24 protein-coding genes and 1 riboswitch are annotated in these 25,002 nt (G+C 69.7%); of the genes, 18 read left to right on the forward strand and 6 right to left on the reverse strand.

Going from position 1 to position 25,002, the window contains the following annotated elements; genetic code table 11:
* Position 1 precedes the first annotated feature (1 nt).
* On the reverse strand, positions 2 to 202 hold the full coding sequence (gene thiS, locus TFU_RS05210) for a sulfur carrier protein ThiS (RefSeq protein ID WP_011291490.1): 201 nt from the start codon (positions 200 to 202) through the stop codon (positions 2 to 4).
* Positions 199 to 1,374, reverse strand: coding sequence for a glycine oxidase ThiO (gene thiO, locus TFU_RS05215; protein ID WP_011291491.1), 1,176 nt, complete (start codon positions 1,372 to 1,374; stop codon positions 199 to 201). The genes thiS and thiO overlap by 4 nt, the downstream gene beginning before the upstream one ends.
* Positions 1,367 to 1,479: riboswitch (TPP riboswitch) on the reverse strand. It overlaps the preceding gene by 8 nt.
* A 119-nt stretch (positions 1,480 to 1,598) precedes the next feature.
* On the opposite strand from thiO, the gene TFU_RS05220 reads away from it, so the two are divergent.
* The gene (locus tag TFU_RS05220; protein WP_016188470.1) at positions 1,599 to 1,958 is read left to right on the forward strand and encodes an Rv2175c family DNA-binding protein; all 360 of its coding nucleotides are present in this window, start codon (positions 1,599 to 1,601) and stop codon (positions 1,956 to 1,958) included.
* Positions 1,959 to 2,030: 72 nt separating this feature from the next.
* Positions 2,031 to 2,687, forward strand: coding sequence for a thiamine phosphate synthase (gene thiE, locus TFU_RS05225; RefSeq protein ID WP_011291493.1), 657 nt, complete (start codon positions 2,031 to 2,033; stop codon positions 2,685 to 2,687).
* Between the two features lie 39 nt (positions 2,688 to 2,726).
* Here thiE and TFU_RS05230 read toward each other — a convergent pair whose 3' ends face one another.
* Entirely contained in the window at positions 2,727 to 3,644 is a 918-nt protein-coding gene (locus tag TFU_RS05230) for an SDR family oxidoreductase (protein ID WP_041427834.1), read from the reverse strand.
* A 184-nt stretch (positions 3,645 to 3,828) separates the two neighbouring features.
* Between TFU_RS05230 and TFU_RS05235 the strand changes: the two genes are divergently transcribed.
* The gene (locus tag TFU_RS05235) at positions 3,829 to 4,335 is read left to right on the forward strand and encodes a YbaK/EbsC family protein (RefSeq protein WP_011291495.1); all 507 of its coding nucleotides are present in this window, start codon (positions 3,829 to 3,831) and stop codon (positions 4,333 to 4,335) included.
* Between the two features lie 25 nt (positions 4,336 to 4,360).
* Positions 4,361 to 4,969, forward strand: coding sequence for a GNAT family N-acetyltransferase (locus TFU_RS05240; RefSeq protein ID WP_011291496.1), 609 nt, complete (start codon positions 4,361 to 4,363; stop codon positions 4,967 to 4,969).
* Here the strand turns inward: TFU_RS05240 and metF are convergent.
* A complete protein-coding gene (gene metF, locus TFU_RS05245; protein ID WP_011291497.1) occupies positions 4,887 to 5,825 on the reverse strand; it encodes a methylenetetrahydrofolate reductase [NAD(P)H] in 939 nt (312 codons plus the stop codon). The two genes, TFU_RS05240 and metF, sit on opposite strands and share 83 nt — an antisense overlap.
* Before the next feature lie 85 nt (positions 5,826 to 5,910).
* Here metF and TFU_RS05250 point away from each other — a divergent pair, with 85 nt between their 5' ends.
* Positions 5,911 to 6,981, forward strand: coding sequence for a polyprenyl synthetase family protein (locus tag TFU_RS05250; RefSeq protein ID WP_011291498.1), 1,071 nt, complete (start codon positions 5,911 to 5,913; stop codon positions 6,979 to 6,981).
* 403 nt (positions 6,982 to 7,384) lie between these two features.
* On the opposite strand, the gene TFU_RS05255 is transcribed toward TFU_RS05250, so the two are convergent.
* A complete protein-coding gene (locus TFU_RS05255) occupies positions 7,385 to 7,882 on the reverse strand; it encodes a transcriptional regulator BldD (protein ID WP_011291499.1) in 498 nt (165 codons plus the stop codon).
* A gap of 518 nt (positions 7,883 to 8,400) precedes the next feature.
* On the opposite strand from TFU_RS05255, the gene pyrR reads away from it, so the two are divergent.
* From pyrR to metK, 13 genes are all read left to right on the forward strand, one after another.
* Complete coding sequence (gene pyrR, locus TFU_RS05260) at positions 8,401 to 9,024, forward strand: bifunctional pyr operon transcriptional regulator/uracil phosphoribosyltransferase PyrR (protein ID WP_011291500.1); 624 nt, start codon at positions 8,401 to 8,403, stop codon at positions 9,022 to 9,024.
* Positions 9,024 to 9,965: an aspartate carbamoyltransferase catalytic subunit gene (locus TFU_RS05265; protein WP_011291501.1), complete on the forward strand. Its 942-nt coding sequence runs from the start codon at positions 9,024 to 9,026 to the stop codon at positions 9,963 to 9,965. The genes pyrR and TFU_RS05265 overlap by 1 nt, the downstream gene beginning before the upstream one ends.
* The gene (locus tag TFU_RS05270; RefSeq protein WP_011291502.1) at positions 9,962 to 11,257 is read left to right on the forward strand and encodes a dihydroorotase; all 1,296 of its coding nucleotides are present in this window, start codon (positions 9,962 to 9,964) and stop codon (positions 11,255 to 11,257) included. Before TFU_RS05265 ends, TFU_RS05270 begins: the two co-directional genes overlap by 4 nt.
* 83 nt (positions 11,258 to 11,340) lie before the next feature.
* Positions 11,341 to 12,504 carry a glutamine-hydrolyzing carbamoyl-phosphate synthase small subunit gene (gene carA, locus TFU_RS05275; protein WP_038043546.1) on the forward strand — a complete coding sequence of 388 codons (1,164 nt, stop codon included), beginning with the start codon at positions 11,341 to 11,343 and terminating at the stop codon, positions 12,502 to 12,504.
* Between the two features lie 92 nt (positions 12,505 to 12,596).
* On the forward strand, positions 12,597 to 15,908 hold the full coding sequence (gene carB, locus TFU_RS05280; protein WP_011291504.1) for a carbamoyl-phosphate synthase large subunit: 3,312 nt from the start codon (positions 12,597 to 12,599) through the stop codon (positions 15,906 to 15,908).
* 182 nt (positions 15,909 to 16,090) lie between these two features.
* The gene (locus TFU_RS05285) at positions 16,091 to 16,981 is read left to right on the forward strand and encodes a dihydroorotate dehydrogenase electron transfer subunit (RefSeq protein ID WP_011291505.1); all 891 of its coding nucleotides are present in this window, start codon (positions 16,091 to 16,093) and stop codon (positions 16,979 to 16,981) included.
* A 45-nt stretch (positions 16,982 to 17,026) separates the two neighbouring features.
* A complete protein-coding gene (locus tag TFU_RS05290) occupies positions 17,027 to 17,980 on the forward strand; it encodes a dihydroorotate dehydrogenase (protein WP_038043548.1) in 954 nt (317 codons plus the stop codon).
* 306 nt (positions 17,981 to 18,286) lie between these two features.
* On the forward strand, positions 18,287 to 18,988 hold the full coding sequence (gene pyrF / locus TFU_RS05295; RefSeq protein WP_011291507.1) for an orotidine-5'-phosphate decarboxylase: 702 nt from the start codon (positions 18,287 to 18,289) through the stop codon (positions 18,986 to 18,988).
* Positions 18,989 to 19,294: 306 nt separating this feature from the next.
* Positions 19,295 to 19,612: an integration host factor, actinobacterial type gene (gene mihF, locus TFU_RS05300; protein WP_011291508.1), complete on the forward strand. Its 318-nt coding sequence runs from the start codon at positions 19,295 to 19,297 to the stop codon at positions 19,610 to 19,612.
* Positions 19,613 to 19,794: 182 nt separating this feature from the next.
* Entirely contained in the window at positions 19,795 to 20,385 is a 591-nt protein-coding gene (gmk, locus tag TFU_RS05305; protein ID WP_011291509.1) for a guanylate kinase, read from the forward strand.
* Positions 20,386 to 20,530: 145 nt separating this feature from the next.
* Complete coding sequence (rpoZ, locus tag TFU_RS05310; RefSeq protein WP_011291510.1) at positions 20,531 to 20,797, forward strand: DNA-directed RNA polymerase subunit omega; 267 nt, start codon at positions 20,531 to 20,533, stop codon at positions 20,795 to 20,797.
* A 133-nt stretch (positions 20,798 to 20,930) separates the two neighbouring features.
* On the forward strand, positions 20,931 to 22,169 hold the full coding sequence (coaBC, locus tag TFU_RS05315) for a bifunctional phosphopantothenoylcysteine decarboxylase/phosphopantothenate--cysteine ligase CoaBC (RefSeq protein WP_011291511.1): 1,239 nt from the start codon (positions 20,931 to 20,933) through the stop codon (positions 22,167 to 22,169).
* 231 nt (positions 22,170 to 22,400) lie between these two features.
* On the forward strand, positions 22,401 to 23,594 hold the full coding sequence (gene metK, locus TFU_RS05320; protein ID WP_011291512.1) for a methionine adenosyltransferase: 1,194 nt from the start codon (positions 22,401 to 22,403) through the stop codon (positions 23,592 to 23,594).
* Between the two features lie 66 nt (positions 23,595 to 23,660).
* Here the strand turns inward: metK and TFU_RS05325 are convergent, their stop codons facing one another.
* Positions 23,661 to 24,866, reverse strand: a complete 1,206-nt coding sequence (locus TFU_RS05325) for a DUF418 domain-containing protein (RefSeq protein ID WP_011291513.1) — start codon at positions 24,864 to 24,866, stop codon at positions 23,661 to 23,663.
* Positions 24,867 to 25,002 lie beyond the last annotated feature (136 nt).

The following is a 25,002-nucleotide window of genomic DNA, read 5'->3' on the forward strand; positions in this document are numbered from 1 at the left end:
GTCAGCCCCCCTGCACAGCGGTGAGCACGTCCACCCGGTCGTCGGGGGAGACCACGGTGCGCGCCCAGTCGGTCTTGGGCACCACCTCGTCGTTGACCGCCACAGCCACGCCCGACTCCGCCCGGGTCAGGGAGCGCACCACGTCGGCCACCGTGGTGTCCGGAGCGAGCTGACGCGGCTCACCGTTGATGATCGCGTTCACGATGTTTCAACCCCTTTCGATGGTGAGGATGAGGGAAGGAAGCGGTCTGCGGCGAGATGGCTCGCATAGTCGGGCAGCCGCCCCGTACTCAAGACTTCGGCCATGACATCTCCGGTCACCGGGGCCAGCAGCACCCCGTGGCGGTAGTGGCCGACCGCAAGGTGCAGCCCGCGCACACGGGTGGGTCCCAGCAGCGGCTCGTTGTCCGGCGGCCCGGGGCGCAGCCCCACGCACGTTTCGACGATCTCCAGTTCCGTGACCCCGGGTACGAGCTCGCGCGCGTCGCGGAGCATCTCCCAGACCCCGCCGACGGTCAACCGGGTGTCGAAGCCCATCTCCTCCTGGGTGGCCCCCAGGATCACCTCGCCATCGGCCCGCGGCACCAGGTAGACGGGGGAGCCGGTGACCAAGCCGCGCACGGTGCGGGTCACCAGCGGCTCGGCGCCCACGGGGGTGCGCAGCCGCAGCAGCTGCCCCTTGACCGGGCGCAGCGGGGGCACCACTCCCTCGGGCAGTCCGACAATGTCGGAGCTCCACACGCCCGCGGCGAGCACCACCTGGCCCGCGTCGAGAGTGTCGCCGCTGTCCAGCACGACGCCGCGCACGGCGTCCTCGCCCCCGACCACCTCCCGGACGTGCCCGGCGACGAACAGTGCGCCGCGGGCAGCGGCGGCGGCACGCAGCGCCTCAGACAGGCGGCGCGGATCCACCGAGTGGTCGTCAGGGGCCAGGAAGCCGCCCCGCACAGTGGGAGCCAGCATCGGCTCGAGCCGGCGGCATTCGCGTGAGGTGAGCCGTTCGGTGCGGATACCGAGACGGTCGCGTAGCTGCTGCAGTTCCGCGAGCGTGGCCATGTCGTCCGGGTCGAACCCCACCTGCAGGGTGCCTTCGGTGCGGTAGCCCGGGTCGACGTCGGTGTCTTCTGCGAGCTCGGCGATGAAATCGGGGTAGCGCTGCTGGGACCGCAGCCCCAGACGGATCAGCGACTCTTCCCCGAACACCGCTTCGGTTGCGGGGGTCAGCATGCCCGCCGCCACCCCGGACGCGGCGCCCGCCTTCTCCGCGGACACGACGGTCACCCGCATCCCGAGGCGGGCAGCACGCCATGCGGTGACCAGGCCAATAAGTCCGCCCCCAACGACAAGGGCGTCCGGGGCTGAGCGCAACTGCACGGCGCGCCACTCCCTTCGCCGGTATGACCCGGATCAGGTTCTGCGGTCGGAGGCGGACAGCCTCCCTCTCAGCCGGGTTCCGCCCCGGCTCCCGCGGGTTTTCGCTTTCGTCCGCATTCTAGGTCGCCCGTGACTGGGGAAGCCAAAGGTCCGACATGTACGCCTAAAGCGATCACGGTCGGTCGAGAGGATTCGGCGCGCGCCAGATGTGGAAGATTGGGACCGTGACACAGATCGATCGCGACCTCGACGCGCTCGTCGGAGAGTGGCTCACTCTCCAGGAAGCGGCCGCGGCCCTCGGTGTGAGCCAGAACCAGGTCCGGCAGATGATCCGCAACCACCGGCTCCTCGGCGTGGTCCGCGGCGGAGAACTGGCGATTCCCGCGGCGTTCATCACCAACGGCACCATCCTCAAAGGCCTCCAAGGCACCCTCACCGTGCTCGCGGACAGCGGTTTCTCTCCGGAGGAGGCGCTGCGCTGGATGTTCACCGCAGACGACAGCCTGCCCGGCACTCCGCTCGATGCGATCCGCGGCAACCGCGGCACCGAGGTGCGCCGCCGCGCCCAGGCGATGCTGCTGTAAGACACCCCGTCGCCGGGTACGCTGCACCCGCCCCGCGGGACAGGCGCTCGGCGACGATCTAGGGTGGGAGCCGTGGACGAGACTCTGCGAAAGCGGTTGGAATCCGCCCGGCTCTACCTGTGCACGGACGCCCGCGCCGACCGAGGCGACCTGGCCGAGTTCCTTGATGCGGCGCTCGCCGGGGGCGTGGACATCGTGCAACTGCGCGACAAGACCCTGGACGCGCGGGACGAGCTCGCCGCGCTGGAAGTCGTGCGTGAGGCGTGCGACCGCCACGGGGCGCTGCTCGCGGTCAACGACCGGGCCGACATAGCCCACGCCGTCAACGCCGACGTGCTGCACCTGGGACAGCGGGACCTGCCCGTGCGCTACGCCCGCGCGATCCTCGGGGACCGGCCGCTGATCGGCCGCTCCACCAACGCGGCGGAGCTGTCTGCGGCCGCCGACCGGGAAGAAGGCGTCGACTACTTCTGTATCGGCCCGGTGTGGGCGACCCCGACCAAACCGGGACGGCCCGCTGCCGGGCTCGACGAGGTGGCGCGGGTCGCCGCCCTGCACCCGCAGCGCCCCTGGTTCGCGATCGGCGGGATCAACGAGGACAACCTGGACCAGGTGCTGGCCGCGGGCGCCCGCCGGGCTGTCGTGGTCCGCGCCATCACCGAAGCCGAAGACCCGCGTGCGGCGGCGGCGGAGCTCAAACGCCGCCTCGTGGCAGCGGCCGCAGCCTGACCGCGGCCCGCCCCCGCCCGGGCGGGCCGGAAAGGGCGCTCAGCGGGGGCCGAGCGCGCTACCGGAGCCGCTGAAGAGCGGCGCGTGGGACAGCGCGCTCGGATTCTTCCGCAGGTAGCCCTCGAGGGAGCGGGCAGGGTGGCCGGTCAGCCGCAGTACGGTGCGGTTGGCGGTGCTGAGTTCCCCGGCGGCGATCGCCGTGCAGGCGCTCACCCGCTCCGCGATTTCCCGGGCGGTCAACCCCTGCGAGGAGAGGAAGTCGATGGCCTCCTCCGGGGTTTGCGGAACGTAGACGATGGTGCGTCCGGTGAGCGTGGACAGGCGGGTCGCGGTCTGCCCCAGCGAGACGGCTTCCGGACCGGTCACGTTGTAGATGCGGTTGACGTGCTCTTCCGGGGCGCGCAGCACAGCGGCGGCGACGTCGGCGACATCGTCCCGCGACACCCACGCCACGGTGCCTTCCCCGGCCGGGCCGCGGATCGTGCCGTCCTCGCCGATCCACTCGGGCAGGAGGTCCAGGTACAGGCTGGGCCGCAGGAAGGTGTAGACCACCCCGGTGGTGCGCAGGTACTCCTCGGTGGCGTAGTGCTCCCGGCCGAGGACGCAGGTCGCGGCGGCGCTCGCGTTGAGGAACGACAGGTAGACGATGTGGCGCACCCCTTCGGCCACGGCCGCGTCGATGACGGCCCGGTGGAGTTCCTCGCGGTTCTCCGCGTGGTCCGCGGCGACGAGGAACAGCACCTCGGCGCCGCGGACTGCGCGGCCGAAAGCGGCAGGATCCTCGTAGGCGGCCAGGACCGCGCTCGACTTCGGGAGTTCGGGGGCGCGGTTGAGGTCACGGACAATGAGCCGCTGCGCAAGGCCCAGCCGTGCCAACTGGGCGGCTACTTTGCCGCCGACGGCTCCGGTCGCCCCAGTCGTCGCGATAACACGTTCCGCTCTCAGATCCTCACCCATAGTGTTTATCTTCGGCAAACAGTCCCGGACGTGCACTGACCGGCGCGCCGGACCGCGCGCGAAACGTGCCGGTACCGCCCCGCGCAACGCGGCCCCGGCACCGGGAATCCCCCACACGCGCGGGATGCCCGCACGCCTGCCGGAAGCTGAGCACAACCCGGGGGCTATGTCCTAGGATCGCGCCATGCACCCCAATGTTCGCGCTGTCGCCGAACTGCTCGCTGCCCACGGCGCTTCCGGCACCGTCAAAGAGCTGCCGGACTCTGCCCGGACCGCCGCGGACGCCGCGGCACAGTTGGGCTGCGAGATCGGCGCGATCGCCAACAGCCTTGTTTTCGCCGCGCGCTACGACTCGGCGGACACCTCCCCCGATACGCTCCACCCGGTACTCGTCCTCACCAGCGGCGCCCACCGGGTCGACACCGGCAAAGTCGCCGCCCTCCTCGACGCAGCGGAGGTCGTCCGCGCCACCCCGCAGTTCGTCCGGAAACACACCGGCCAGCCCATCGGCGGGGTCGCTCCGATCGGCCACCCCAAGCCGCTTCCCACCCTGGTCGACGAGTGGCTGGAGCGTTACGAGACTGTGTGGGCCGCCGCAGGCCACCCCAACGCGGTATTCCCCACCTCGTTTACGGAACTCTGCCGCCTCACCGGGGGAAGACCGGCTGACGTGGGGCAAGAGTCGTCCTAAGAGACCGGGAACACCTGGGGGCGGTGTGGAAACCGAGATCGAGTTCTGGGAACTGGCCGCGCCAGCCTTCATCCGCGCCCTGCCCGCGCTGATGGAGATCTACGCGGCTGCCATGGCACCGCCCCCACGGCAGCTGCCGGGGCGGCAGGCCATCATGCGCCAGCACGCCCACTATCCCCGGTTCCATTCCGTGGTCGCGGTGACCGGGGAGCGCAACGCGGTCGCGTTCGCCTACGGGTTCCACGGCTGCCCCGGGCAGTGGTGGCACGACGTGGTCACCGCGGAACTGGGGCGCATCGACCCGGAAGGGGTGCGCCGCTGGTTCGCCGACTCGTTCGAAGTCGCCGAAGTCCACGTGCTGCCGGAGTGGCAGGGCAACGGGATCGGCCGGGCACTCCTGTACCGGCTGCTGGAGCCCCGGCGGGAGCGCACCGCGGTGCTGTCCACTCCCACCGGGGCCACTCCCGCCCACGGGCTCTACCGTTCGTCAGGGTTTGTGGATCTGATCACCGGATTCCGGTTCCCGGGCACAGTGGACCAGGAGTTCACCATCATGGCAGCGCAGCTACCGCTGCCGGCTGGGTGGCGCCCACGAGCCGGTGGTAGACCTCGCGGGTCGCCGTCGAACGGTTGAACGTGATGAAGTGGATGCCCGGCGCCCCTTCGGCGAGGAGCCGTTCGCACAGCCGAGTGGCGTGCTCGATACCGAGCGCGCGCACCGCCTCGGGGTCGTCGGCGACCCGTTCGAACTCTTCCGCCAGCCTGCGGGGGAACGGCGCTCCCGACAACTGCTCGGAGCGGGCGATCGTGCTGAACTTCGTGACCGGCATGATCTCAGGGATGATGGGCACGTCGCAGCCCCGGGCCGCGACCCGGTCCCGCAGCCGCAGGTAGTCCTCGGCTTCGAAGAACATCTGGGTGATCGCGTAGTCCGCTCCTGCCCGGCATTTGCGGACGAAGAAGTCCGTGTCGGTCTCCACGTCGGGGGAGCGGGGGTGCTTGTAGGGGAATGCGGCCACCCCGACGCAGAAGTCACCGCTCTCCTTGATCAGCCGCACCAGTTCTTCGGCGTGGGTGAGGCCCTCCGGGTGCTTGACCCATTCGCCCAGCGGGTCGCCGGGCGGGTCGCCGCGCAGCGCGAGCATGTTGCACACCCCCGCCGCCGCGAACCGGCCGATGAGGTGGCGGAGCTCCCGCACCGAGTGGTTGACCGCGGTGATGTGCGCCACGGGCAGCAGAGTGGTGTTGGTGGCGATCTTCTCGGTGACGTTCACGGTCCGGTCCCGGGTGCTGCCGCCCGCACCGTAGGTCACCGAGACGAAGGAAGGGCGTAGGGCCTCGATCTCCCGGATCGCCCGCCAAAGCATGCGCTCCCCCTCGGGCGTTTTCGGGGGGAAGAACTCGAAGGAGAACGTGGGCTCTTTACGCGCCAACAGTTCGCTGATACGGCGCGGACGAGGCGCCGGGCGCGGCGTGGGTGATCCGAGCATGTCTCCCACTGTAATCGACCATATCGGTGGGGTTTGGGTGTGTCGTGGTGAAGACGGGCGGCGGAACAATCGGTAGCCTGCCCTTATGAGCTCCTCGCACTTGTCTCCCGTCGCCTTCGTGCGCCCCCTTGTCGATGCCGAACTGGCGGCCTTCGTCGCGAGCCGACGCCCGCTGCTGCTGGAGATCGGCGCGGAGTGGGAACCGGTGCTGGCCGCCCTCGAAGCCATGATCAGCGGCGGCAAGCGGCTGCGGCCGGCGTTCTGCTACTGGGGATGGCGCGGCGCGGGCGGGGGAGAGGAGCCCGGCCTCTACACGGCCGCGGCAGCCTTGGAGCTGCTCCAGGCGTGCGCGCTGATCCACGACGATGTGATCGACAACAGCGACACCCGGCGCGGGCAGCCCGCCGTGCACCGCAGGCTCGCCGCCCTGCACCGGGAGTCGGGATGGCACGGCGACCCCGACGAGTTCGGCCGGGGCGCGGCGATCCTGCTGGGGGACCTGTGCCTGGCGTGGTGTGAAGACATGTACCAGTCGAGCGCGCTCCCCGCGGAAGCGCTCGCTGCGGGGCGGGGCCCCTTCGACCTGATGCGCACCGAGGTGGTGGCCGGCCAGTACCTGGACTTGGTGGAGCAGGCGCGCGGCGCGGACACCGTGGAGGCAGCGCTGCGGGTGATGCGGTTCAAGTCGGCCAAGTACACCATTGAGCAGCCCCTCCACCTGGGTGCAGCGCTGGCGGGACGGTACGCCGAGCTGGCCCCCGCCTACACCGCCTACGGCATCCCGTTGGGGATCGCCTTCCAACTGCGCGACGACGTCCTCGGGGTGTTCGGGGACCCGGAGGAGACGGGGAAGCCTGCAGGGGACGACCTGAGGGAGGGGAAGCGCACGGTGCTGGTGGCAGAGACGCTGCGCCGGGCGGCAGCGGACGACGCCGAGCAGTTCCGGCGCCTGCTGGGCGACCCCGAGCTGGGGGCCGAGGAGATCGCCTGGATGCGTTCGGTCATCGTGGACAGCGGTGCGCTGGAAGCCTGCGAAGCCCGGATCGCCGACTATGTGGCCGATGCGACGCAGGCCCTGGAGAACGACGTGATCGCCGACGACGCGCGTTCCGCGTTGGCGGACCTCATCGTCGCTGCCACCGCACGTAAGCACTAGCCTGCCGCGGGGCTTGCTGTCCGGGAAGCGGTCGGGGCGTGCGGGCTGCGGGGTTGCCGGTGTGCCGTGCACTCTGCGTGCGCTGCGGGGCTCTTTCCGCCAGGGTTGACGAACATGTGTTCGAAGGTGTTCACTGGGAGTGTGCGCGGCGGCTTCCTCGCTGCCGGTGAGGAAGGCTCCCGCGGTCGTCGTTTCGGGGCGGCGCCCCCCTGACGTCCCGAAACCTCGCCGGTCGGGCGGGAGGAGGGGAAGCCTCTCGCCCGACCCTCCCAACGGCCCCCTGCGGGGTATGCAGGCAAAGCATGGTAAAGGCGGCTGGCTGCACAGCCAGCCGCCTTTACCATGCTTTGCGGCGTTGTCCCGGACGCCCTCAGCGGTATGGTGCCCGGGCCGTGCGCGAGCCTTAGAAGGCTTCCACTGCGCGCCGCGCCTCGGGGTCGAGGACGCCCCAGTTGATGAACTCTTCGGTCAGTTCAGCGGGCGACCGGTCGTAGATGACCGCCAGCGAACGCAGATCCTCCTGGCGGATGGACAGCACCCGGCCGTTGTAGTCGCCGCGCTGGCTCTGGATGGTGGCCACGTAACGGGCGAGGGGCCCGGCCTTCTCCTTGGGCAGTTGCTGCATGCGCTCCAGGTCGATGACCAGCTTGGGCGTCGGACCCAGCGGGGCGGGTGCGGGCTCGCCCGGCAGAAGCTCCGACATCGGCACGCCGTAGAACTCGGCGAGGTCGGCCAGCTTCTGGACCGTGACCGCGCGGTCACCGCGCTCGTAGGAACCGACGACGACAGCCTTCCACCGCCCCTGCGACTTCTCCTCTACTCCGTGCAGGGACAGTCCCTGTTGCGTACGGATGGCACGCAGTCGGGCACCCAGAGCTTTCGCGTATTCCGATGGTGGCATTCTTTCGTGCTCCCCGGCATGAAAAGTGGCTGAAACAGGAGGCGGGATCCGCTGCGGGTCCGGTGGAGAACCCCGTCGCATCACACCGACCTAGTGCGGCTCAGTCGGCGACTCGCGGCATCACACCCCCACAATGGTTACGCACAGTGACGGTAGGGCGGGAAGAGTGCTCAGGTCAAGCCGTTGGGTGAAAACGCGACGATTCAGTGGCCAAACTGTGTGTAAGTGAGACGACTCTCATAGGTCTCCTCAACAGGACATAACACCCTGGTCGATTTTTCCTGAATGTCACCTCCTGCGAGGTTCCTTCCCTGCTCATCTCGTCACCACGTAAAGAAAGCGTACCTTCCGAATCCGAAAGATTGCGCAGAGTCAAGATCTAAGAGTGTGATTACTCTCATAATCCCTGGATGTTGGGCCCATGCTACGTCATGCGCGGAAAGTCGTCGCTGGTACCGTGAGAGCCGTCCGACGTCCTTTAACGACCTGTCCAGTGAGGCAGGGAAGGAGGTCCGCTTGTGCATGCCCACAACCATGCCGGCGGTGAGCGACCAGACCAGCGACGAGCGGTTCTGGAAGGCCCCGAGATCTCCCGGGCGCTGACCCGCATCGCCCACGAGATCCTCGAACGCACCAAAGGGGGCCACGACCTCACCCTTCTGGGCATCCGCACCGGAGGCGTGCCCCTCGCGCAGCGGCTCGCCGAACGCATCGAACGCGTCGAACAGCGCCCGGTCCCCTGGGGCGCCCTCGACATCACCATGTACCGCGACGACCTGCGGCTCGCCCCGGCCCGCGCCCTCGGCAGCACCGACATTCCCCCCGAAGGCGTCGACGGGCGGACCGTAGTCCTCGTCGACGACGTGCTCTTCTCCGGCCGCACGGTCCGCGCCGCCCTGGACGCCCTCAACGACCTGGGACGCCCGCGCGCCGTGCAACTGGCGGTCCTCGTCGACCGCGGCCACCGGGAACTCCCCATCCGCGCCGACTACGTGGGGAAGAACCTGCCCACCTCGCTCCGCGAAAGCGTCACCGTGCTGCTCGAAGAACTCCACGGGCGCGACGCGGTCCTCATCGGCCCCGCCAAGCCCCGTCCCGGAGCGCCCGAGTCCGCCGCAGCCACCCCGGGAGGAGCACGCTGATGCAGCACCTGCTTTCCGCCGGAGACCTCACCCGAGACGAGGCCCTGCTCATCCTCGACACCGCGCGGGAACTCTCCCAGGTCAGCGAACGCTCCGTGAAGAAGCTGCCGACCCTGCGCGGCCGCACCGTCGTCAACCTGTTCTACGAAGACTCCACGCGCACCCGGATCTCCTTCGAAGCCGCCGCCAAACGCATGTCGGCGGACGTCATCAACTTCTCCGCCCGCGGCTCCAGCGTCTCCAAAGGAGAAAGCCTCAAAGACACCGCGCTGACCCTGCAGGCCATGGGCGCCGACGGGGTCGTCATCCGGCACAGCGCCCCCGGAGCGGCGCGCCGCCTCGCCGACTGGGTGGACGGCGTCGTCATCAACGCCGGCGACGGCACCCACGAGCACCCCACCCAGGCGCTGCTCGACGCCTACACCATGCGGGAACGGCTCGGCCGCGTCGAAGGCCTGCGGGTCGCCATCGTCGGCGACATCCGGCACAGCCGCGTCGCCCGCTCCAACGTGCTGCTGCTCACCACCCTCGGCGCCGAGGTCACCTTGGTCGCCCCGCCCACCCTGCTGCCCGTCTCCGTCGACACCTGGCCCTGCGCGGTCTCCTACGACCTCGACGAAGTCCTGCCCAAGAGCGACGTCGTCATGATGCTGCGGGTGCAGGCCGAGCGGATGCACTCCTCGTTCTTCCCCTCCGCGCGCGAATACAGCCGCCGCTACGGCCTGGACGCCGACCGCCTGGCACGGATGGCCGACCACGCCATCGTCATGCACCCGGGCCCCATGGTCCGCGGCATGGAGATCTCCGCGGAGGTCGCCGACTCCGCCCGCTCCACCGTCACCGAACAGGTGACCAACGGTGTCAGCGTCCGCATGGCCGTGCTGTACCTGCTGCTCGGCGGTGCCATCCACAGACCGGGAAACCAGGGGGAGCCCCGATGACGACCACCACGCGCTACCTGATCCGCAACGCCCGCATCCTCGGGGGCGAGCCCACCGACCTGCTGCTCGCCCACGGCCGTATCGACGCGATCGGCCCCGACCTCCCCGCTGACGGCGCCGAAGTGGTCGACGCCGCCGGGGCCATTGCCCTGCCCGGACTCGTCGACCTCCACACCCACCTGCGGGAGCCTGGACGCGAAGACGCAGAAACCGTCGCCACCGGGTCGCGGGCCGCCGCCATGGGCGGCTACACCGCCGTCTTCGCCATGGCCAACACCGACCCCGTCGCCGACACTGCCGGCGTCGTCGAACAGGTCTGGCGGCTGGGCCGGGACGCCGGATACTGCGACGTCCACCCGGTCGGGGCGGTCACCGTCGGCCTGAAAGGCGAACGCCTCGCCGAACTCGGCGCCATGGCGGACTCCCCGGCCAAAGTCCGGGTCTTCTCCGACGACGGCATGTGCGTCTCCGACGCCCAGCTCATGCGCCGCGCCCTGGAATACGTCAAAGCGTTCGACGGCGTCATCGCCCAGCACGCCCAAGAACCGCGCCTCACCGAAGGCGCCCAGATGAACGAAGGCGTCGTCTCCGACCGCCTGGGGCTCGCCGGCTGGCCCGCCGTCGCCGAAGAAGCGATCATCGCCCGGGACTGCCTGCTCGCCGAGCACGTCGGCTCGCGGCTGCACGTCTGCCACGTCTCTACCAAGGGGTCGGTGCAGATCATCCGCTGGGCCAAGAGCCGCGGCTGCGACGTCACCGCCGAAGTGACCCCGCACCACCTGCTGCTCACCGACGAGCTCGCCGAGAGCTACGACCCGGTCTACAAGGTCAACCCGCCCCTGCGCACCGCGGAAGACGTCGAAGCGCTGCGTGAAGGACTGGCGGACGGCACGATCGACATCGTCGCCACCGACCACGCCCCCCACCCCAGCGAAGCCAAAGAAACCGAGTGGAACCAGGCCGCCATGGGCATGATCGGCCTGGAAACCGCGCTGTCGGTGGTCCAGCACACCATGGTCGACACCGGCCTCCTCGACTGGGCCGGAGTGGCGCAGCGCATGTCCGCCACCCCCGCCCGCATCGGACGCCTCACCGACCAGGGCCGCCCCATCGCCGTGGGAGAACCCGCCAACCTCACCTTGTACGATCCCACGGCGACGCGCGTGATCGACCCTGCGACGATGGTGTCGAAGAGCCGCAACACGCCCTTCGCCGGAATGACCCTGCCCGGACGTGTCCTCGCCACCTTCCTCCGCGGGGTACCCACCGTTCTCGACGGGAAGATTCAGTGAGCACCAGTCACCACGCCCCAGCAGCCGTCCGCCTGCCCACCGCAGCAGCGGACGCCCAGCGCCAGAGCGACCAGACAACCACCATGCCCGCAGAGGGGAACAAGAACGTGCAGGTACCCGCGATCCTGGTCCTGGAGGACGGCCGAGTCTTCCACGGGGTCTCCTTCGGTGCAGAAGGGGAGACCTTCGGTGAAATCGTGTTCCACACCGGAATGACCGGATACCAGGAGGTCCTCACCGACCCCTCCTACCACCGCCAGATCGTGGTGATGACCGCACCGCACATCGGCAACACGGGGGTCAACGACGACGACGCCGAATCCCACCGGATCTGGGTGTCCGGATACGTCGTCCGCGAACCCTCCCGCATCGTCTCGAACTGGCGGGCCCAGCGCACCCTCGAAGAGGAACTGCGCCGCCAAGGAGTCGTCGGCATCGCCCTCTCCGGCACCCGGGCGCTCACCCGCCACCTGCGCGACAAGGGTGTGATGCGCGCCGCCATCAGCACCGTGGAAACCGACCCGGACAAGCTGCGGGAACGCGTCCTCGCCAGCCCGCAGATGGTCGGCGCGAACCTGGCCGGAGAGGTCACCACCGCCGAGCCGTACACGGTCCGCCCGCCGGACGGCGTCCCCGTCCGCTTCACCGTCGCAGCGGTCGACCTCGGCATCAAAGCGATGACCCCGCAGCGGCTCGCCGAACGCGGCTGCGAAGTGCGGGTGCTGCCTGCCCACACCACGGCCGAGCAGATCCTCGCCCTCAACCCGGACGGCGTGTTCTTCAGCAACGGCCCCGGCGACCCTGCCGCCGCCGACGCCGTGGTGGAGACCATGCGCGGCATCCTGGACGCGGGCACCCCGCTGCTCGGCATCTGCTTCGGCAACCAGATCCTGGGACGCGCCCTCGGCCTGGAGACCTACAAGCTGCCCTTCGGCCACCGCGGCGCCAACCACCCGGTCCGCGAGACCCGGACCGGGCGCGTCTACATCACCAGCCAGAACCACGGATTCGCGGTCCGCGCGCCCCTCGACGGCCCGTTCGACACTCCCTACGGCCGCGCCGAAGTGAGCTACATCGGCCTCAACGACGGCGTGGTGGAAGGACTGCGGCTGCTCGACCGCCCCGCGCTCAGCACCCAGTTCCACCCGGAGGCCGCCTCCGGGCCCCACGACGCCGCGGACGTGTTCGACACCTTCGTGGAGATGATGACCGCCCACCGGCAGGCCCGCGAGGCCGCGCGCGCCTGACCTGTGTCGCGCAGCTCGGCGTTGCCCGCCGGGACTGCTGGCGGGCCGCCACCCCTGACGTGATTTGCGATACCTGAGGAATACCGACGACTATGCCGCGCCGTACTGATCTTTCGTCTGTGCTCGTGATCGGCTCCGGGCCGATCGTCATCGGCCAGGCGTGCGAATTCGACTACTCGGGCACTCAGGCGTGCCGGGTGCTCAAAGCCGAAGGGCTGCGGGTGATCCTGGTCAACTCCAACCCGGCCACGATCATGACCGACCCCGAATTCGCGGACGCCACCTACGTGGAACCCATCACCCCGGAGATGGTCGAGAAGATCATCGCCAAGGAGCGTCCCGATGCGCTGCTGCCCACCCTGGGCGGCCAGACCGCGCTCAACACCGCGGTGGCGCTGCACGAGGCCGGGGTGCTCGACAAGTACGGGGTCGAACTGATCGGCGCCAACATCGACGCCATCCAGGCCGGGGAAGACCGCGACAGCTTCAAACGCGTCGTGGAGCGGGTCGGTGGCGAGTCGGCCCGCTCGGTGATCTGCCACTCCATCGAAGAGTGCCTGGCCGCCGCCGAAGAACTGAACTATCCGGTCGTGGTCCGCCCCTCCTTCACCCTGGGCGGCGCCGGCTCCGGGTTCGCCCACAACGAGGAGGAGCTGCGCCGCATCGCGGGGCAAGGGCTCGCGCTCTCCCCGACCACCGAGGTGCTCCTTGAGGAGTCCATCCTCGGCTGGAAGGAATACGAGCTGGAGCTGATGCGCGACGCCAACGACAACGTGATCGTCGTCTGCTCCATCGAGAACCTCGACCCCATGGGCGTGCACACCGGCGACTCCATCACGGTCGCCCCCGCGATGACGCTCACCGACCGCGAATACCAGCGGCTGCGCGACCTGGGGATCGCCATCATCCGCGAAGTCGGGGTCGACACCGGCGGCTGCAACATCCAGTTCGCGGTCCACCCCGAGACCGGGCGGACCATCGTCATCGAGATGAACCCGCGCGTCTCCCGGTCCTCGGCGCTGGCGTCCAAAGCCACCGGGTTCCCCATCGCGAAGATCGCGGCCAAGCTCGCCGTCGGCTACACCCTCGACGAGATCACCAACGACATCACCGCCAAGACGCTGGCCAGCTTCGAGCCGACCCTGGACTACGTCGTCGTCAAAGTGCCGCGGTTCGCGTTCGAGAAGTTCCCCGGCGCCGACTCCGGCCTGACCACCACCATGAAGTCGGTCGGCGAAGTCATGGCGATCGGCCGGTCCTTCCCCGAAGCGCTGCAGAAGGCCATGCGGTCGCTGGAGAAGAAAGGCAGCTCCTTCACCTGGACAGGAGACCCCGGGGACAAAGAGGAGCTGCTGCGGGCGGTCCGGACCCCCAGCGAACACCGGCTGCGCCAAGTCCAGCAGGCCCTGCGGGCCGGGGCCACGGTCGCGGAACTCCACGAGGCCACCAAGATCGACCCGTGGTTCCTCGACCAGATCCTCCGGTTGGACGAGAAGGCCCGCGAACTCGCCGCCGCGCCCCGCCTCGACGCGGACCTGCTGCGCTCCGCCAAACAGCTCGGCTTCTCCGACGCGCAGATCGGCGAGATCACCGGCCGCTCCGAAGAAGTCGTGCGGGAGCTGCGCGACGCCCTCGACGTGCACCCGGTCTACCTGGCCGTGGACACCTGCGCCGCCGAGTTCCCCGCGACCACGCCCTACCTGTACTCCAGCTACGACGAGGAGACCGAGGTCCCGCCCAGCAGCAAGCCCAAGGTCATCATCCTCGGCTCCGGACCCAACCGGATCGGCCAGGGCGTGGAGTTCGACTACAGCTGCGTCCACGCGTCCTTCGCCCTGTCGGAGGCCGGCTACGAGACCGTCATGGTCAACTGCAACCCTGAGACGGTCTCCACCGACTACGACACCAGCGACCGGCTGTACTTCGAGCCGCTGACCCTGGAAGACGTGCTCGAAGTGGTGCGCGCCGAACAGCAGACCGGCGAAGTCGTCGGCGTGATCGTGCAACTGGGCGGCCAGACCCCGCTCGGCCTGGCCAAGAAGCTCAAAGAAGCCGGGGTGCCGATCGTGGGCACCAGCCCCGAGGCGATCGACCTGGCCGAAGACCGCGGCGAGTTCGGCCGGGTCCTGGCCAAAGCCGGGCTGCCCGCCCCCAAGCACGGCACCGCCCAGTCCTTCGACGAAGCCCGGGCCATCGCCGAAGAGATCGGCTACCCGGTGCTGGTTCGCCCCTCCTACGTGCTCGGCGGCCGCGGCATGGAGATCGTCTACAACGAGGCCATGCTCGCCGACTACATCGAGCGCAACGCGGAAGTCAGTGCCGAACACCCGGTGCTGGTGGACCGCTTCCTCGACGAAGCCATCGAGATCGACGTGGACGCCCTCTACGACGGCACCGAACTGTACCTGGGCGGTGTCATGGAGCACATCGAGGAGGCGGGCATCCACTCCGGCGACTCCGCCTGCGCTCTGCCCGCGATCACCCTGGGCCAGGAGGACATTGAACGCATCCGCTACTCCACGGAGGCCATCGCCGCCGGGGTGGGGGTGCGCGGCCTGATCAACGTGCAGTACGCGCTCTCCGCCGGCGAACTCTACGTGCTCGAAGCCAACCCGCGGGCGTCGCGCACCGTGCCGTTCGTGTCCAAGGCCACCGCGGTCCCCCTGGCCAAGGCTGCAGCCCGGATCATGCTGGGGGCGACCATCCAGGAGCTGCGCGACGAGGGCCTGCTGCCGCGGCACGGCGACGGCGGCACTCTGCCCCCGGACGCACCGGTCGCCGTCAAGGAAGCGGTCCTGCCGTTCAACCGCTTCATTGACCGCCACGGCCAGGGCGTGGACACCGTCCTGGGCCCGGAGATGCGCTCCACCGGTGAAGTCATGGGCTTGGACGTGGACTTCGGCACCGCGTTCGCCAAGTCCCAACTGGCCACCTACGGCACGTTCCCCACGTCGGGAACCGTGTTCGTCTCCGTGGCCAACCGCGACAAGCGCACCATGATCTTCCCGGTCCGGCGGCTGGCCGACCTCGGGTTCGAGATCCTGGCCACGGAAGGCACCGCGCTGGCGCTGCGCCGCCACGGGGTGCAGGCCCGCGTGGTGCGCAAGCACAGCGAAGGGCCTGGACCGGACGGGGAGCCGACCATTGTGCAGCGCATCCACAACGGTGAAGTGGATCTCATCGTCAACACGCCGTTCGGCGGCCCCGGCCAGTCCGGACCGCGCCTGGACGGCTACGAGATCCGCACCGCCGCAGTGGCGCGCGGCGTGCCCAGCGTGACCACGGTCCAAGGCCTGGCCGCCGCCGTGCAAGCCATCGAGTCGCTGGTCAACGGCAGGATCCAGGTGCGTTCGCTCCAGGAGCACGCCCAGCGGCTGCGCGACGCATCGCAGGCGACCGCGTAGGGTCGACCGCTGCCCCTCGGGGCGGGCGGGCATTCCCGTCCCCGAGGGGCAGCCGGTTGCGGAACAATGGGACAGCGAGCGCCCGGGGAGCGGGGTTTCTCCGCGGGCCCCCTCGCGGCCCGTCGCAACGACGTCCGGGAAGCGCTCGAAGCGATGGTGGAGACCGGGAGGGGACCCTCTCAGTGAGTGACGTGCGGCCGGTGCAGATGAGCAGCCCGGTACTGACGGTGCGGCAGGTGGACGCCTACCACGCCATCACGGTGGTCGCTCCGGGGATTGCGGAGCGGTTCCGGTCAGGGCAGTTCGTGGCTGTGGCGGTCGGCGGCGAGCACTCCGCCATGCTCACCCGGCGGATGTTCGCGATCCACGAGGTCAAACCCGACTACGGCGGCACCGTGGAGTTCCTGTTCACGGTGCGCGGCAAGGGGACCGCCTGGCTGGCGGAGCGGCGCTCCCGCGACCTGCTCGACATCATCGGCCCGCTGGGGCGGCCGTTCCCGCTGCCGCGCGACCCGGTCAACTGCGTCCTCGTCGGCGGCGGCTCCGGCAGTGTCCCGCTGTTCCCGCTCGCCCACGCGCTGCGGCGGCGCGGCTGCCGCGTGGACTTCGTCCTGGGCGGGGCCACCGCCTCACGGGTGTTCAACGCGATGACCGCGCGCCGGATCGCGGAGACCGCGACTTTCACCACCGACGACGGTTCGCTGGGCACCAAGGGCCGGGTCACCGACGTGCTCGCCCAGGTGATCGAGGAAGCCTACTCCGACGTGGTGTACGCGTGCGGCCCGATGCCGATGCTGCGCGAAGTCACTGCGATCGCGATGCACTACGGCATCCCGATCCAGGTGTCCGTGGAGGAGACCATGGCCTGCGGCACCGGGATCTGCATGTCGTGCGTGGTCCCGGTGGTCGGCGAGGACGGGATCACCCGGATGGCGCGCGCCTGCGTGGACGGCCCCGTGTTCCGGGGCGAGCGGGTGCGGTTCGACGACGTCGGTACAGTTCCGTTCGACGCTCTAGGAGCCCCTGGCTGGAAGGCGCGGAGCGTCGAGGACCAGGCCCGCGAGGCTGGGTGAGTGACGATGCCCTTGGACGCGGAGACGGTGGCGGAGACAGCGGCGATGATTCCCGATCTGCGGGTCAGGCTGGGGGAACTGGAGCTGGCCAACCCGGTGGTGACCGCGGCCGGATGCGCCGGGGCCGGGCGGGAGCTGGCGCGGTTCTTCGACATTGCGCGGATCGGCGCGGTGGTCACCAAGTCGGTCACCGTGGAGCCGCGGGCCGGCTGGCCTGCGCCGCGTATCGCCGAGACCCCGAGCGGGGTGCTCAGCACGGTTGGCTTGCAGGGGCCAGGCATCGACGTGTTCGTGCAGCGGGACCTGCCGTGGCTGCTCTCCCGCGGGGCGCGTGCCGTGGTGTCGGTGGCCGGGGGGAGTGTCGACGAGTACGTCACGCTCGCCCAGCGGCTCTCCGAAGCTCCCGGGGTCACCGCGATCGAAGTGAACCTGTCCAGCCCGGACTTGAGCCGCGGGGGCGAGCATTTCACCGCGGACCCCGAGGCCGCAGCCCAGGTGGTGGCGGCGGTGCGGGAGACCGCACGGTCCGACATCCCGGTGTTCGCGAAACTCTCCCCGGACGTCGCCGACCTGGTGGCGCTCGCCGGCAAGTGCGTGGCTGCGGGCGCCGACGGGCTGGCCCTCGTCAACACGGTGCGGGGCATGGTCATCGACGTCGACACGATGCGTCCCGCCGTGGCCGGGGGGATGGGCGGCCTGTCCGGTCCCGCGATCCGGCCGATCGCGGTCGCCTGCGTCTACCAGGTGCATGCCGCATACCCGGAGGTGCCCATCATCGGGATGGGCGGGATCGGCACCGGCCGGGACGCGCTGGAGTTCCTGCTAGCCGGGGCGAGCGCAGTAGCGGTCGGGACCGCGCTCTTCCACGACCCTTCGGCGTGCATGCGCGTGCTGCGGGAACTGGAGCGGGAGCTGATCGACCGGGGAGTGGAGCGGGTCGAGTCGCTGATCGGGGCCGCCCACCATGGGATGGGAGGCCTCGGCGTGGCCGCGGGATGAGCGGCCTGCCGCTTCCCCCGGCGTGGCGGGCACCCACACCGCGCTGAAACGCGCGGTAACGTCCTGCGCTGCTGCGCGCGAGTTTTTCCTCTGCCGCCGGATGCCGTGCCGCAGAGAACGCGTTGAGCGGGTTCTCTGCGGCACGCGGTCGGGATGCGGCATACGGTGTCCCGGGCGGACTGCTGCCGTCCGCCGCGCCCGATGCGCTAGGAGGCCGGAGCGCCGTATCCAGCGGCGCGCCTGTTCCGTGCCCTGCCGCGTGCGGCGGGACGCGGAAAACAACCACGACACGAAGGAGGACCACTGTTGGCCGCACCCATCGCCGTCGCGCTCGACGCCCCGGATGTGGAGACCGCTTCCCGCTGGGCCGCCGCGGTCGCCCCGCACGTCAGCACCCTGAAAGTCGGGCTGGAGCTGTACCTGCGCTACGGGCCCGCGGTTGTGGAGGCCGTGCGCGGTGCGCGGGAGACCGCGCTGTTCCTCGACCTGAAACTGCACGACATCCCCGCCACGGTCGCGGGCGCTGCCCGATCGGTGGCCGGGCTTGCTCCGGCGTTCCTCACCGTGCATGCGGCCGGAGGCGCCGACATGGTCCGCGCCGCGGTGGAGGCGGCACCCGAGACGCGGATCGCCGCGGTGACCGTGCTGACGTCGCTGGACGAGGCCGCGCTCGGCGCGGTGGGGATGCGCGGCCCGGCGAGGGACGCGGTGCGCCGGCTTGCGGTGCTCGCAGTGGAGGCGGGGGCCCGGGCCTTGGTGTGCTCCCCGCAGGAGGCGGCTATGGTCCGCGCCGAGGTCGGCCCGGACGTCACGCTCATCACCCCGGGGGTGCGGCCGGCCGGGGCCGCCCAGGGGGACCAGGCGCGGGTGGCGACTCCCGAGGCGGCGCTGGCGGCCGGGGCGGACCTGCTGGTCATCGGACGGCCCATTACCCGCGCACCGGATCCGGGGGCGGCGGCTGCGGCGCTCGCCGCAGAGCTCCAAAAAACCGGGGCGTCCCCCTCCTGACCGGCCAGGATCTGTTACGGTCATCCATCGGTTCCCGGTTTCTTCGTCCGAAATACGGTTTTCTGGCGTTGATGTGGCGAACCTCACGTCAATGTCGTCAGTGGTGTCCGGGGCTCTGTCCGGATTGTCAAGCAGGCAGAAAACCTACAAATTGACGACATTGGGTAATTGGTAGGGTGCTTAGCGTAATTCCTTGAAGGAAATAGCGCATGAAAAGCGCCTTTGCGTTGCCGAAGAGGGGCGGAACCTACTAACTTGCGCAGGCGTCCGCCCTCTGAAAACGAGAGAAAACCGAGGTGACCCGGCGTGGCCCTTCCTCCCCTCACTCCTGAACAGCGCGCCGCGGCTCTTGAGAAGGCCGCGAAGGCCAGAAAAGAGCGCGCGGAGGTCAAGCACCGCCTCAAGCACGGCGGTATCTCGCTGACCGAGGTCCTCAAGCTCGGCCAGACCAACGAGGTCATCGGCAAGATGAAGGTCTCCGCCCTGCTCGAGTCGCTCCCCGGCGTAGGCAAAGTCCGCGCCAAGCAGATCATGGAGCGGCTCAACATCGCCGAGTCGCGGCGGATCCGCGGCCTGGGCGCCAACCAGCGTGCCGCGCTGGAAAGCGAATTCGGCGGCCAGTAGTTCAGGGGAGCTACGGCGCGCCCACTGTGCGCGCCGCTACTGTGTGGACCGGCTCGTCGCTGCACGGCGGTGACGAGCCGGTCCCCGTTGAACTGGTATAAAAAGATCCACCGCGGCGCGAAGCCGCGGCGACGAACCACCGTCCATCCCGTGCGCAGCGGGAGCCGGGAATCGGAGAATCAGTGCCTGTTGAGTCCGGAGCCGGTAACGACCAGCCGAAACGTCTCACAGTCCTGTCTGGTCCCTCCGGGGTAGGAAAGAGCACCGTCGTCAAAGAGCTGCGCCGCCGCCGTCCCGAAGTGTGGCTCTCGGTGTCGGTCACCACGCGGCCCCCGCGTCCCGGCGAGACCGACGGGGTCGAGTACTACTTCGTCGACGACGCCGAGTTCGACCGGCTGGTTGCCGAGAACGAACTGCTGGAGTGGGCCGAGTTCGCCGGCAACCGCTACGGCACCCCCCGCGAACCGGTGCTCAAGCGGCTCGCCGCCGGACAGCCCGTGCTGCTGGAGATCGATCTCAACGGCGCACGCCAGGTGCGCGCCAACATGCCCGACGCGTTCCTGGTGTTCCTCGCCCCGCCGTCCTGGGAGGAGCTGGTCCGCAGACTCACCGGGCGCGGCACCGAATCCCCCGAGGTCATCCAGCGCCGGTTGGAGACCGCCCGCATCGAACTCGCCGCCGAAAAAGAATTCGACGTCACCCTGGTCAACACGTCAGTACACGAAGTCTGCGACGAACTGCTAGCTTTGATAGCTGCGCCGTCAACACAGTGACCAGGCGCGTCCCGGGGCGCTCGGCCTGACCACTCCAGGCACGGGACCGCTGGAGCGGTCCGCGCCTCGCAACCTTCTTCCGTCCGCACTCCCGGCCGCCGCGCTGTGCGCGCGGGGCCGACCGATCGTCGAGGGGTTAGGCACCTTGGCTGGTACACCACCTGTTGCCGAAGGCATTACCAACCCGCCGATCGACGAGCTCCTCGAGGTCGTCGACAGCAAGTACAGCCTTGTCACCATGGCTGCCAAGCGGGCCCGGCAGATCAACGCCTACTACGCCCAGCTGGGCGAGGGGCTGCTGGAGTACGTGGGCCCGCTCGTCGAGACGCAGCCCCAGGAGAAGCCCCTGTCCATTGCGCTGCGCGAGATCCGGGAAGGACTCCTGACCGCGGAAACCCAGGAGGAAGCGTAGCCGTACCCGCTGCCGGCTTCCCCCGACCGGAGAACCTCACCCCGCCCGTTTCCGCCAGACGGGCGGTGGATAAGGTCACGGTCGGCGGGAAGCCGAACTAGTTGTGCAGCGACAAGAAGGGACGGTGCCACCGATGGCGGCTCAGCGCGCACCCCGGGTCGTTCTCGGTGTAGGCGGGGGGATCGCCGCCTACAAGGTCTGCGAACTGCTGCGCCGTCTCACCGAGTCCGGGCACCACGTCCGGGTGGTCCCCACCCGGGACGCGCTCCGCTTCGTGGGCGAGCCCACCTGGGCGGCGCTCTCCGGCCAGCCGGTCGCCACCGAGGTGTGGCAGGACGTGCACGAAGTCCCCCACGTGCGGCTGGGACAGCAGGCAGACCTCGTCTTCGTGGCTCCCGCCACCGCCGACCTGCTCGCCCGCGCCGCCCACGGCATGGCCGACGACCTGCTGACCAACACGCTGCTCACCGCGCGCTGTCCGGTCGTGTTCGCTCCCGCCATGCACACCGAGATGTGGGAGCACCCGGCCACCCAGCAGAATGTCGCCACGCTCCGCGCGCGCGGAGCGATCGTGCTGGAACCGGCGACGGGACGGCTGACCGGGGCCGACACCGGCAAAGGACGGCTGCCGGAGCCCGCCGAGCTGTTCGACGTGGCCCGCAGGGTGCTCGCCCGCGGCACCCTCGCCGCGGACCTGACCGGGCGGCACGTGGTGGTCTCCGCGGGCGGGACGCGGGAGGCCCTCGACCCGGTCCGCTTCCTGGGGAACCGGTCGAGCGGGCGGCAAGGGTACGCACTGGCCGCTACCGCGGTGGCGCGCGGCGCCCGCGTCACCCTCGTCTCTGCGAACGTGGCGCTTCCCGCCCCGGCAGGAGCCGACGTGATTCCGGTCACCTCGGCTGTGGAGATGCGCGAAGCAGTGCTGGCTGCGGCTGCCGACGCCGACGCGGTCGTCATGGCTGCCGCGGTCGCCGACTTCCGCCCCGACACGAAGGCCGCCGGGAAGATCAAGAAGACCGGGGGACCGCCCCCCACGATTACCCTCGTAGAGAACCCGGACATTCTCGCGGAACTCAGCCGGAACCGCCCCCGCAAGGACCAGGTCATCGTCGGCTTCGCCGCGGAAACGGAGAACGCGGTCGCCTACGGCCGCAATAAGCTCCAGCGCAAGGGGTGCGACCTGATCGTGGTCAACCAGGTCGGAGAGGGGATCGCGTTCGGCACCCCGGACAACGAGGCGGTGGTCCTCGACCGGGACGGCCGAGCCGTGGAGATCCCCCGCGGTCCTAAGGAAAACCTTGCCGACCGGGTATGGGATCTTGTCGTGGAACGTCTTGGCTCCGTGAGCAAAACCCCTGATACTGGGCGGTAGCACAATAGCTCGGCCAGCTCCGGAGGAGGTTTGCCGGGAGCCGGGGCGCGCGAGAAGTGCGCCACGATCCACAATCCGACCCGCACAATCGGTCCGGCATGTGCTGATCCCCACTACAGTGAACCAGTAAACCAACTGCGTCGGTCGGGAACAGCCGAGGCGCTCTCCCGGGCCCCCGGACCGGCCGGCACCGACAAGTCAGCCAGCAGCCGCTGCAAGGAGTCCCACACCGTGTCCCGTCGACTTTTCACCTCCGAGTCGGTCACCGAAGGCCACCCCGACAAGATCGCTGACCAGATCAGTGACGCGATCCTCGACTCGATGCTCAGGGATGACCCCCACAGCCGGGTCGCGGTGGAGACCCTCATCACGACCGGCCTGGTCCACGTCGCCGGCGAAGTGACCACATCCACCTACGTCGACATTCCCACCATCATCCGCGAGAAGATCCTGGAGATCGGCTACGACTCCTCGGCCAAGGGGTTCGACGGCGCCTCCTGCGGAGTGTCCGTGTCGATCGGCGGGCAGTCACCCGACATCGCCCAGGGCGTCGACAACGCCTACGAGGCCCGGGAGGAAGAGATCTTCGACGACCTCGACCGGCAGGGCGCAGGCGACCAAGGCCTCATGTTCGGCTACGCCAACAACGAGACCCCGGAGCTGATGCCGCTGCCGATCACGCTGGCCCACGCCCTGTCGCAGCGACTCGCTGAAGTGCGCCGCGACGGGACCATCCCCTACCTGCGGCCCGACGGCAAGACCCAGGTCACCGTGGAGTACGACGGGAACCGGCCCGTCCGGTTGGACACCGTGGTGGTCTCCAGCCAGCACGCGCCCGACATCGACCTGCGGGAACTGCTCACCCCGGACATCAAGGAGCACGTGGTCGACCCGGTAGTGGCCCGCTACAACCTGGAGGCCGACAACTACCGACTGCTCGTCAACCCCACCGGACGGTTCGAGATCGGCGGCCCGATGGGTGACGCCGGGCTGACCGGCCGCAAGATCATCGTCGACACCTACGGCGGCTACGCCCGCCACGGCGGTGGCGCGTTCTCCGGCAAGGACCCGTCCAAGGTGGACCGCTCCGCCGCGTACGCCACCCGCTGGGTCGCGAAGAACATCGTCGCCGCCGGGCTCGCCGACCGAGTCGAAGTCCAGGTCGCCTACGCGATCGGCAAAGCCCACCCGGTCGGCGTGTTCCTGGAGACCTTCGGCACCGAGAAGGTCGCCCCGGAGCAGTTGGAGAAGGCGGTGCTGGAGGTCTTCGACCTGCGTCCCGCCGCGATCATCCGCGACCTGGACCTGCTGCGCCCCATCTACTCCCAGACCTCGGTCTACGGCCACTTCGGCCGGGAGCTGCCCGACTTCACCTGGGAGCGCACCGACCGCGTCGACGCTCTCAAGGCTGCCGTGGGCGCCTGATCCAGAGTTTCCTGCCGTAACGCCGGTGGGGCCCCGTTACGGGACCCCACCGACGGTGGTGCCGGATCAACGCCGCGGGCTACCGGTGAACCGCGAGACGACGGACTTCTGCACCCACTCCAGCGGTCCGTACCGGAAGCGCCGCAGCCACAGCGAAGCGCCGACCAGCAGGCCCAGGCTGACCGCGGTCCACAGGCCCAACGTCCACCACGGCTGGGCCCCGCCCAGCTGGGCCGCGAGCCCCAACCCGAACCCGTAGCACAGCAGGGCGCACACCACGTTCTGGGCGATGTAGCCGCTCATAGCGGTGCGGCCCAGGGCGGAGAAGGCGTTCGCCACCACCCCGAATTTGGACAGGCGGTCCACGACGACCCCGATCAGGCCGATGTAGCCCACCGCCACCACGGGGGCAGCCACGTAGCGGTCGAGCAGGAACAGCTCAGCACCCCCGAGCGCGGTGGCGAGGTTCAGCGGAAGCCCCACACCCAGACCCCAGCAGGCCAGCCGGACCCGCAGCCGTCGGCCGGACACGTCCGGGTGGAACGCCCCGGCACGCAGCAGGCCCACGCCGATGAGGAAGAGCGCCACCAGCAGCCCGAAAGTGATGATCGGCTCGATGCGCAGCAGCAGCGCATGGTCCAGGCGGAACAGCACCTGCTCCAGGTAGCTTCCCTCGGCGTACAGCGCGGTGAGCTCAGCGGTTTCGCGGGCGCTCGGCTCCTGGACGTTGGCGGTAGCCAGCGCCGCGGTGACCAGCGTCATGAACAGCACGTGCCCGGTGGCCGCCGTCCACAGGACGATGCGGCGCGTCCGCGGAGAGCGGGTGAGCAGCCAGGCGACGACCAGGCCGGTCACCGCATACCCCATGAGCACGTCCCACGCGAACACCAGCACGAAGTGGAGGGCCCCCTCCACCAGCAGGAACAGGGCTCGGGCCAGGTACGTGCCCGGCCAGCGCCGGCCGCGGCGGGCCGCGGAACCGTATTGGATGGCGAGCCCAGCGCCGAACAGGATGGCCAGCAGGGCAAGGAACTTGCCGTTGGCGAGGAAACGGAAGACGCTCTCCACCACCTGCCCGACCCCGGAGGCCGACACCGTCAACTCGGTGGAATACAGCGGCGTGACCTCCCCCAGCGGGGCGGTGAACAGCCACACGTTCGTGGCGAGCGTGCCGAGGATCGCTGTCCCGCGCAGCACATCGAGCAGCGGCAGACGGCTGACAGGAGGAGAATCGTGGGCGAGCGCGGTCGATCGGTGTTCCGTTGCGGTCATGTGTCAGCGGCCCCTCTCGCATGCAAGTGACACCGCGATGATCGCGGGGCCGCGGTCCCCGGCACATCAGGAAGAGGAAGGAAACCGCGTACTACTTTCGGAGGACAGAGGCGGAGTGTGTGCCGGACCGTGCCGC

This window comes from Thermobifida fusca YX, assembly GCF_000012405.1.
Classification (GTDB): domain Bacteria; phylum Actinomycetota; class Actinomycetes; order Streptosporangiales; family Streptosporangiaceae; genus Thermobifida; species Thermobifida fusca.

Coding starts and splice junctions, on each gene's coding strand:
- TFU_RS05255 (WP_011291499.1), bottom strand. CDS start 7,882: ATGCCACCATCGGAATACGCGAAAGCTCTGGGTGCCCGACTGCGTGCC.
- TFU_RS05250 (WP_011291498.1), top strand. CDS start 5,911: ATGAGCTCCTCGCACTTGTCTCCCGTCGCCTTCGTGCGCCCCCTTGTC.
- TFU_RS05230 (WP_041427834.1), bottom strand. CDS start 3,644: ATGGGTGAGGATCTGAGAGCGGAACGTGTTATCGCGACGACTGGGGCG.
- TFU_RS05270 (WP_011291502.1), top strand. CDS start 9,962: ATGACGACCACCACGCGCTACCTGATCCGCAACGCCCGCATCCTCGGG.
- TFU_RS05290 (WP_038043548.1), top strand. CDS start 17,027: ATGATTCCCGATCTGCGGGTCAGGCTGGGGGAACTGGAGCTGGCCAAC.
- carB (WP_011291504.1), top strand. CDS start 12,597: ATGCCGCGCCGTACTGATCTTTCGTCTGTGCTCGTGATCGGCTCCGGG.
- metF (WP_011291497.1), bottom strand. CDS start 5,825: ATGCTCGGATCACCCACGCCGCGCCCGGCGCCTCGTCCGCGCCGTATC.
- carA (WP_038043546.1), top strand. CDS start 11,341: ATGCCCGCAGAGGGGAACAAGAACGTGCAGGTACCCGCGATCCTGGTC.
- coaBC (WP_011291511.1), top strand. CDS start 20,931: ATGGCGGCTCAGCGCGCACCCCGGGTCGTTCTCGGTGTAGGCGGGGGG.
- TFU_RS05325 (WP_011291513.1), bottom strand. CDS start 24,866: ATGACCGCAACGGAACACCGATCGACCGCGCTCGCCCACGATTCTCCT.
- TFU_RS05265 (WP_011291501.1), top strand. CDS start 9,024: ATGCAGCACCTGCTTTCCGCCGGAGACCTCACCCGAGACGAGGCCCTG.
- TFU_RS05235 (WP_011291495.1), top strand. CDS start 3,829: ATGCACCCCAATGTTCGCGCTGTCGCCGAACTGCTCGCTGCCCACGGC.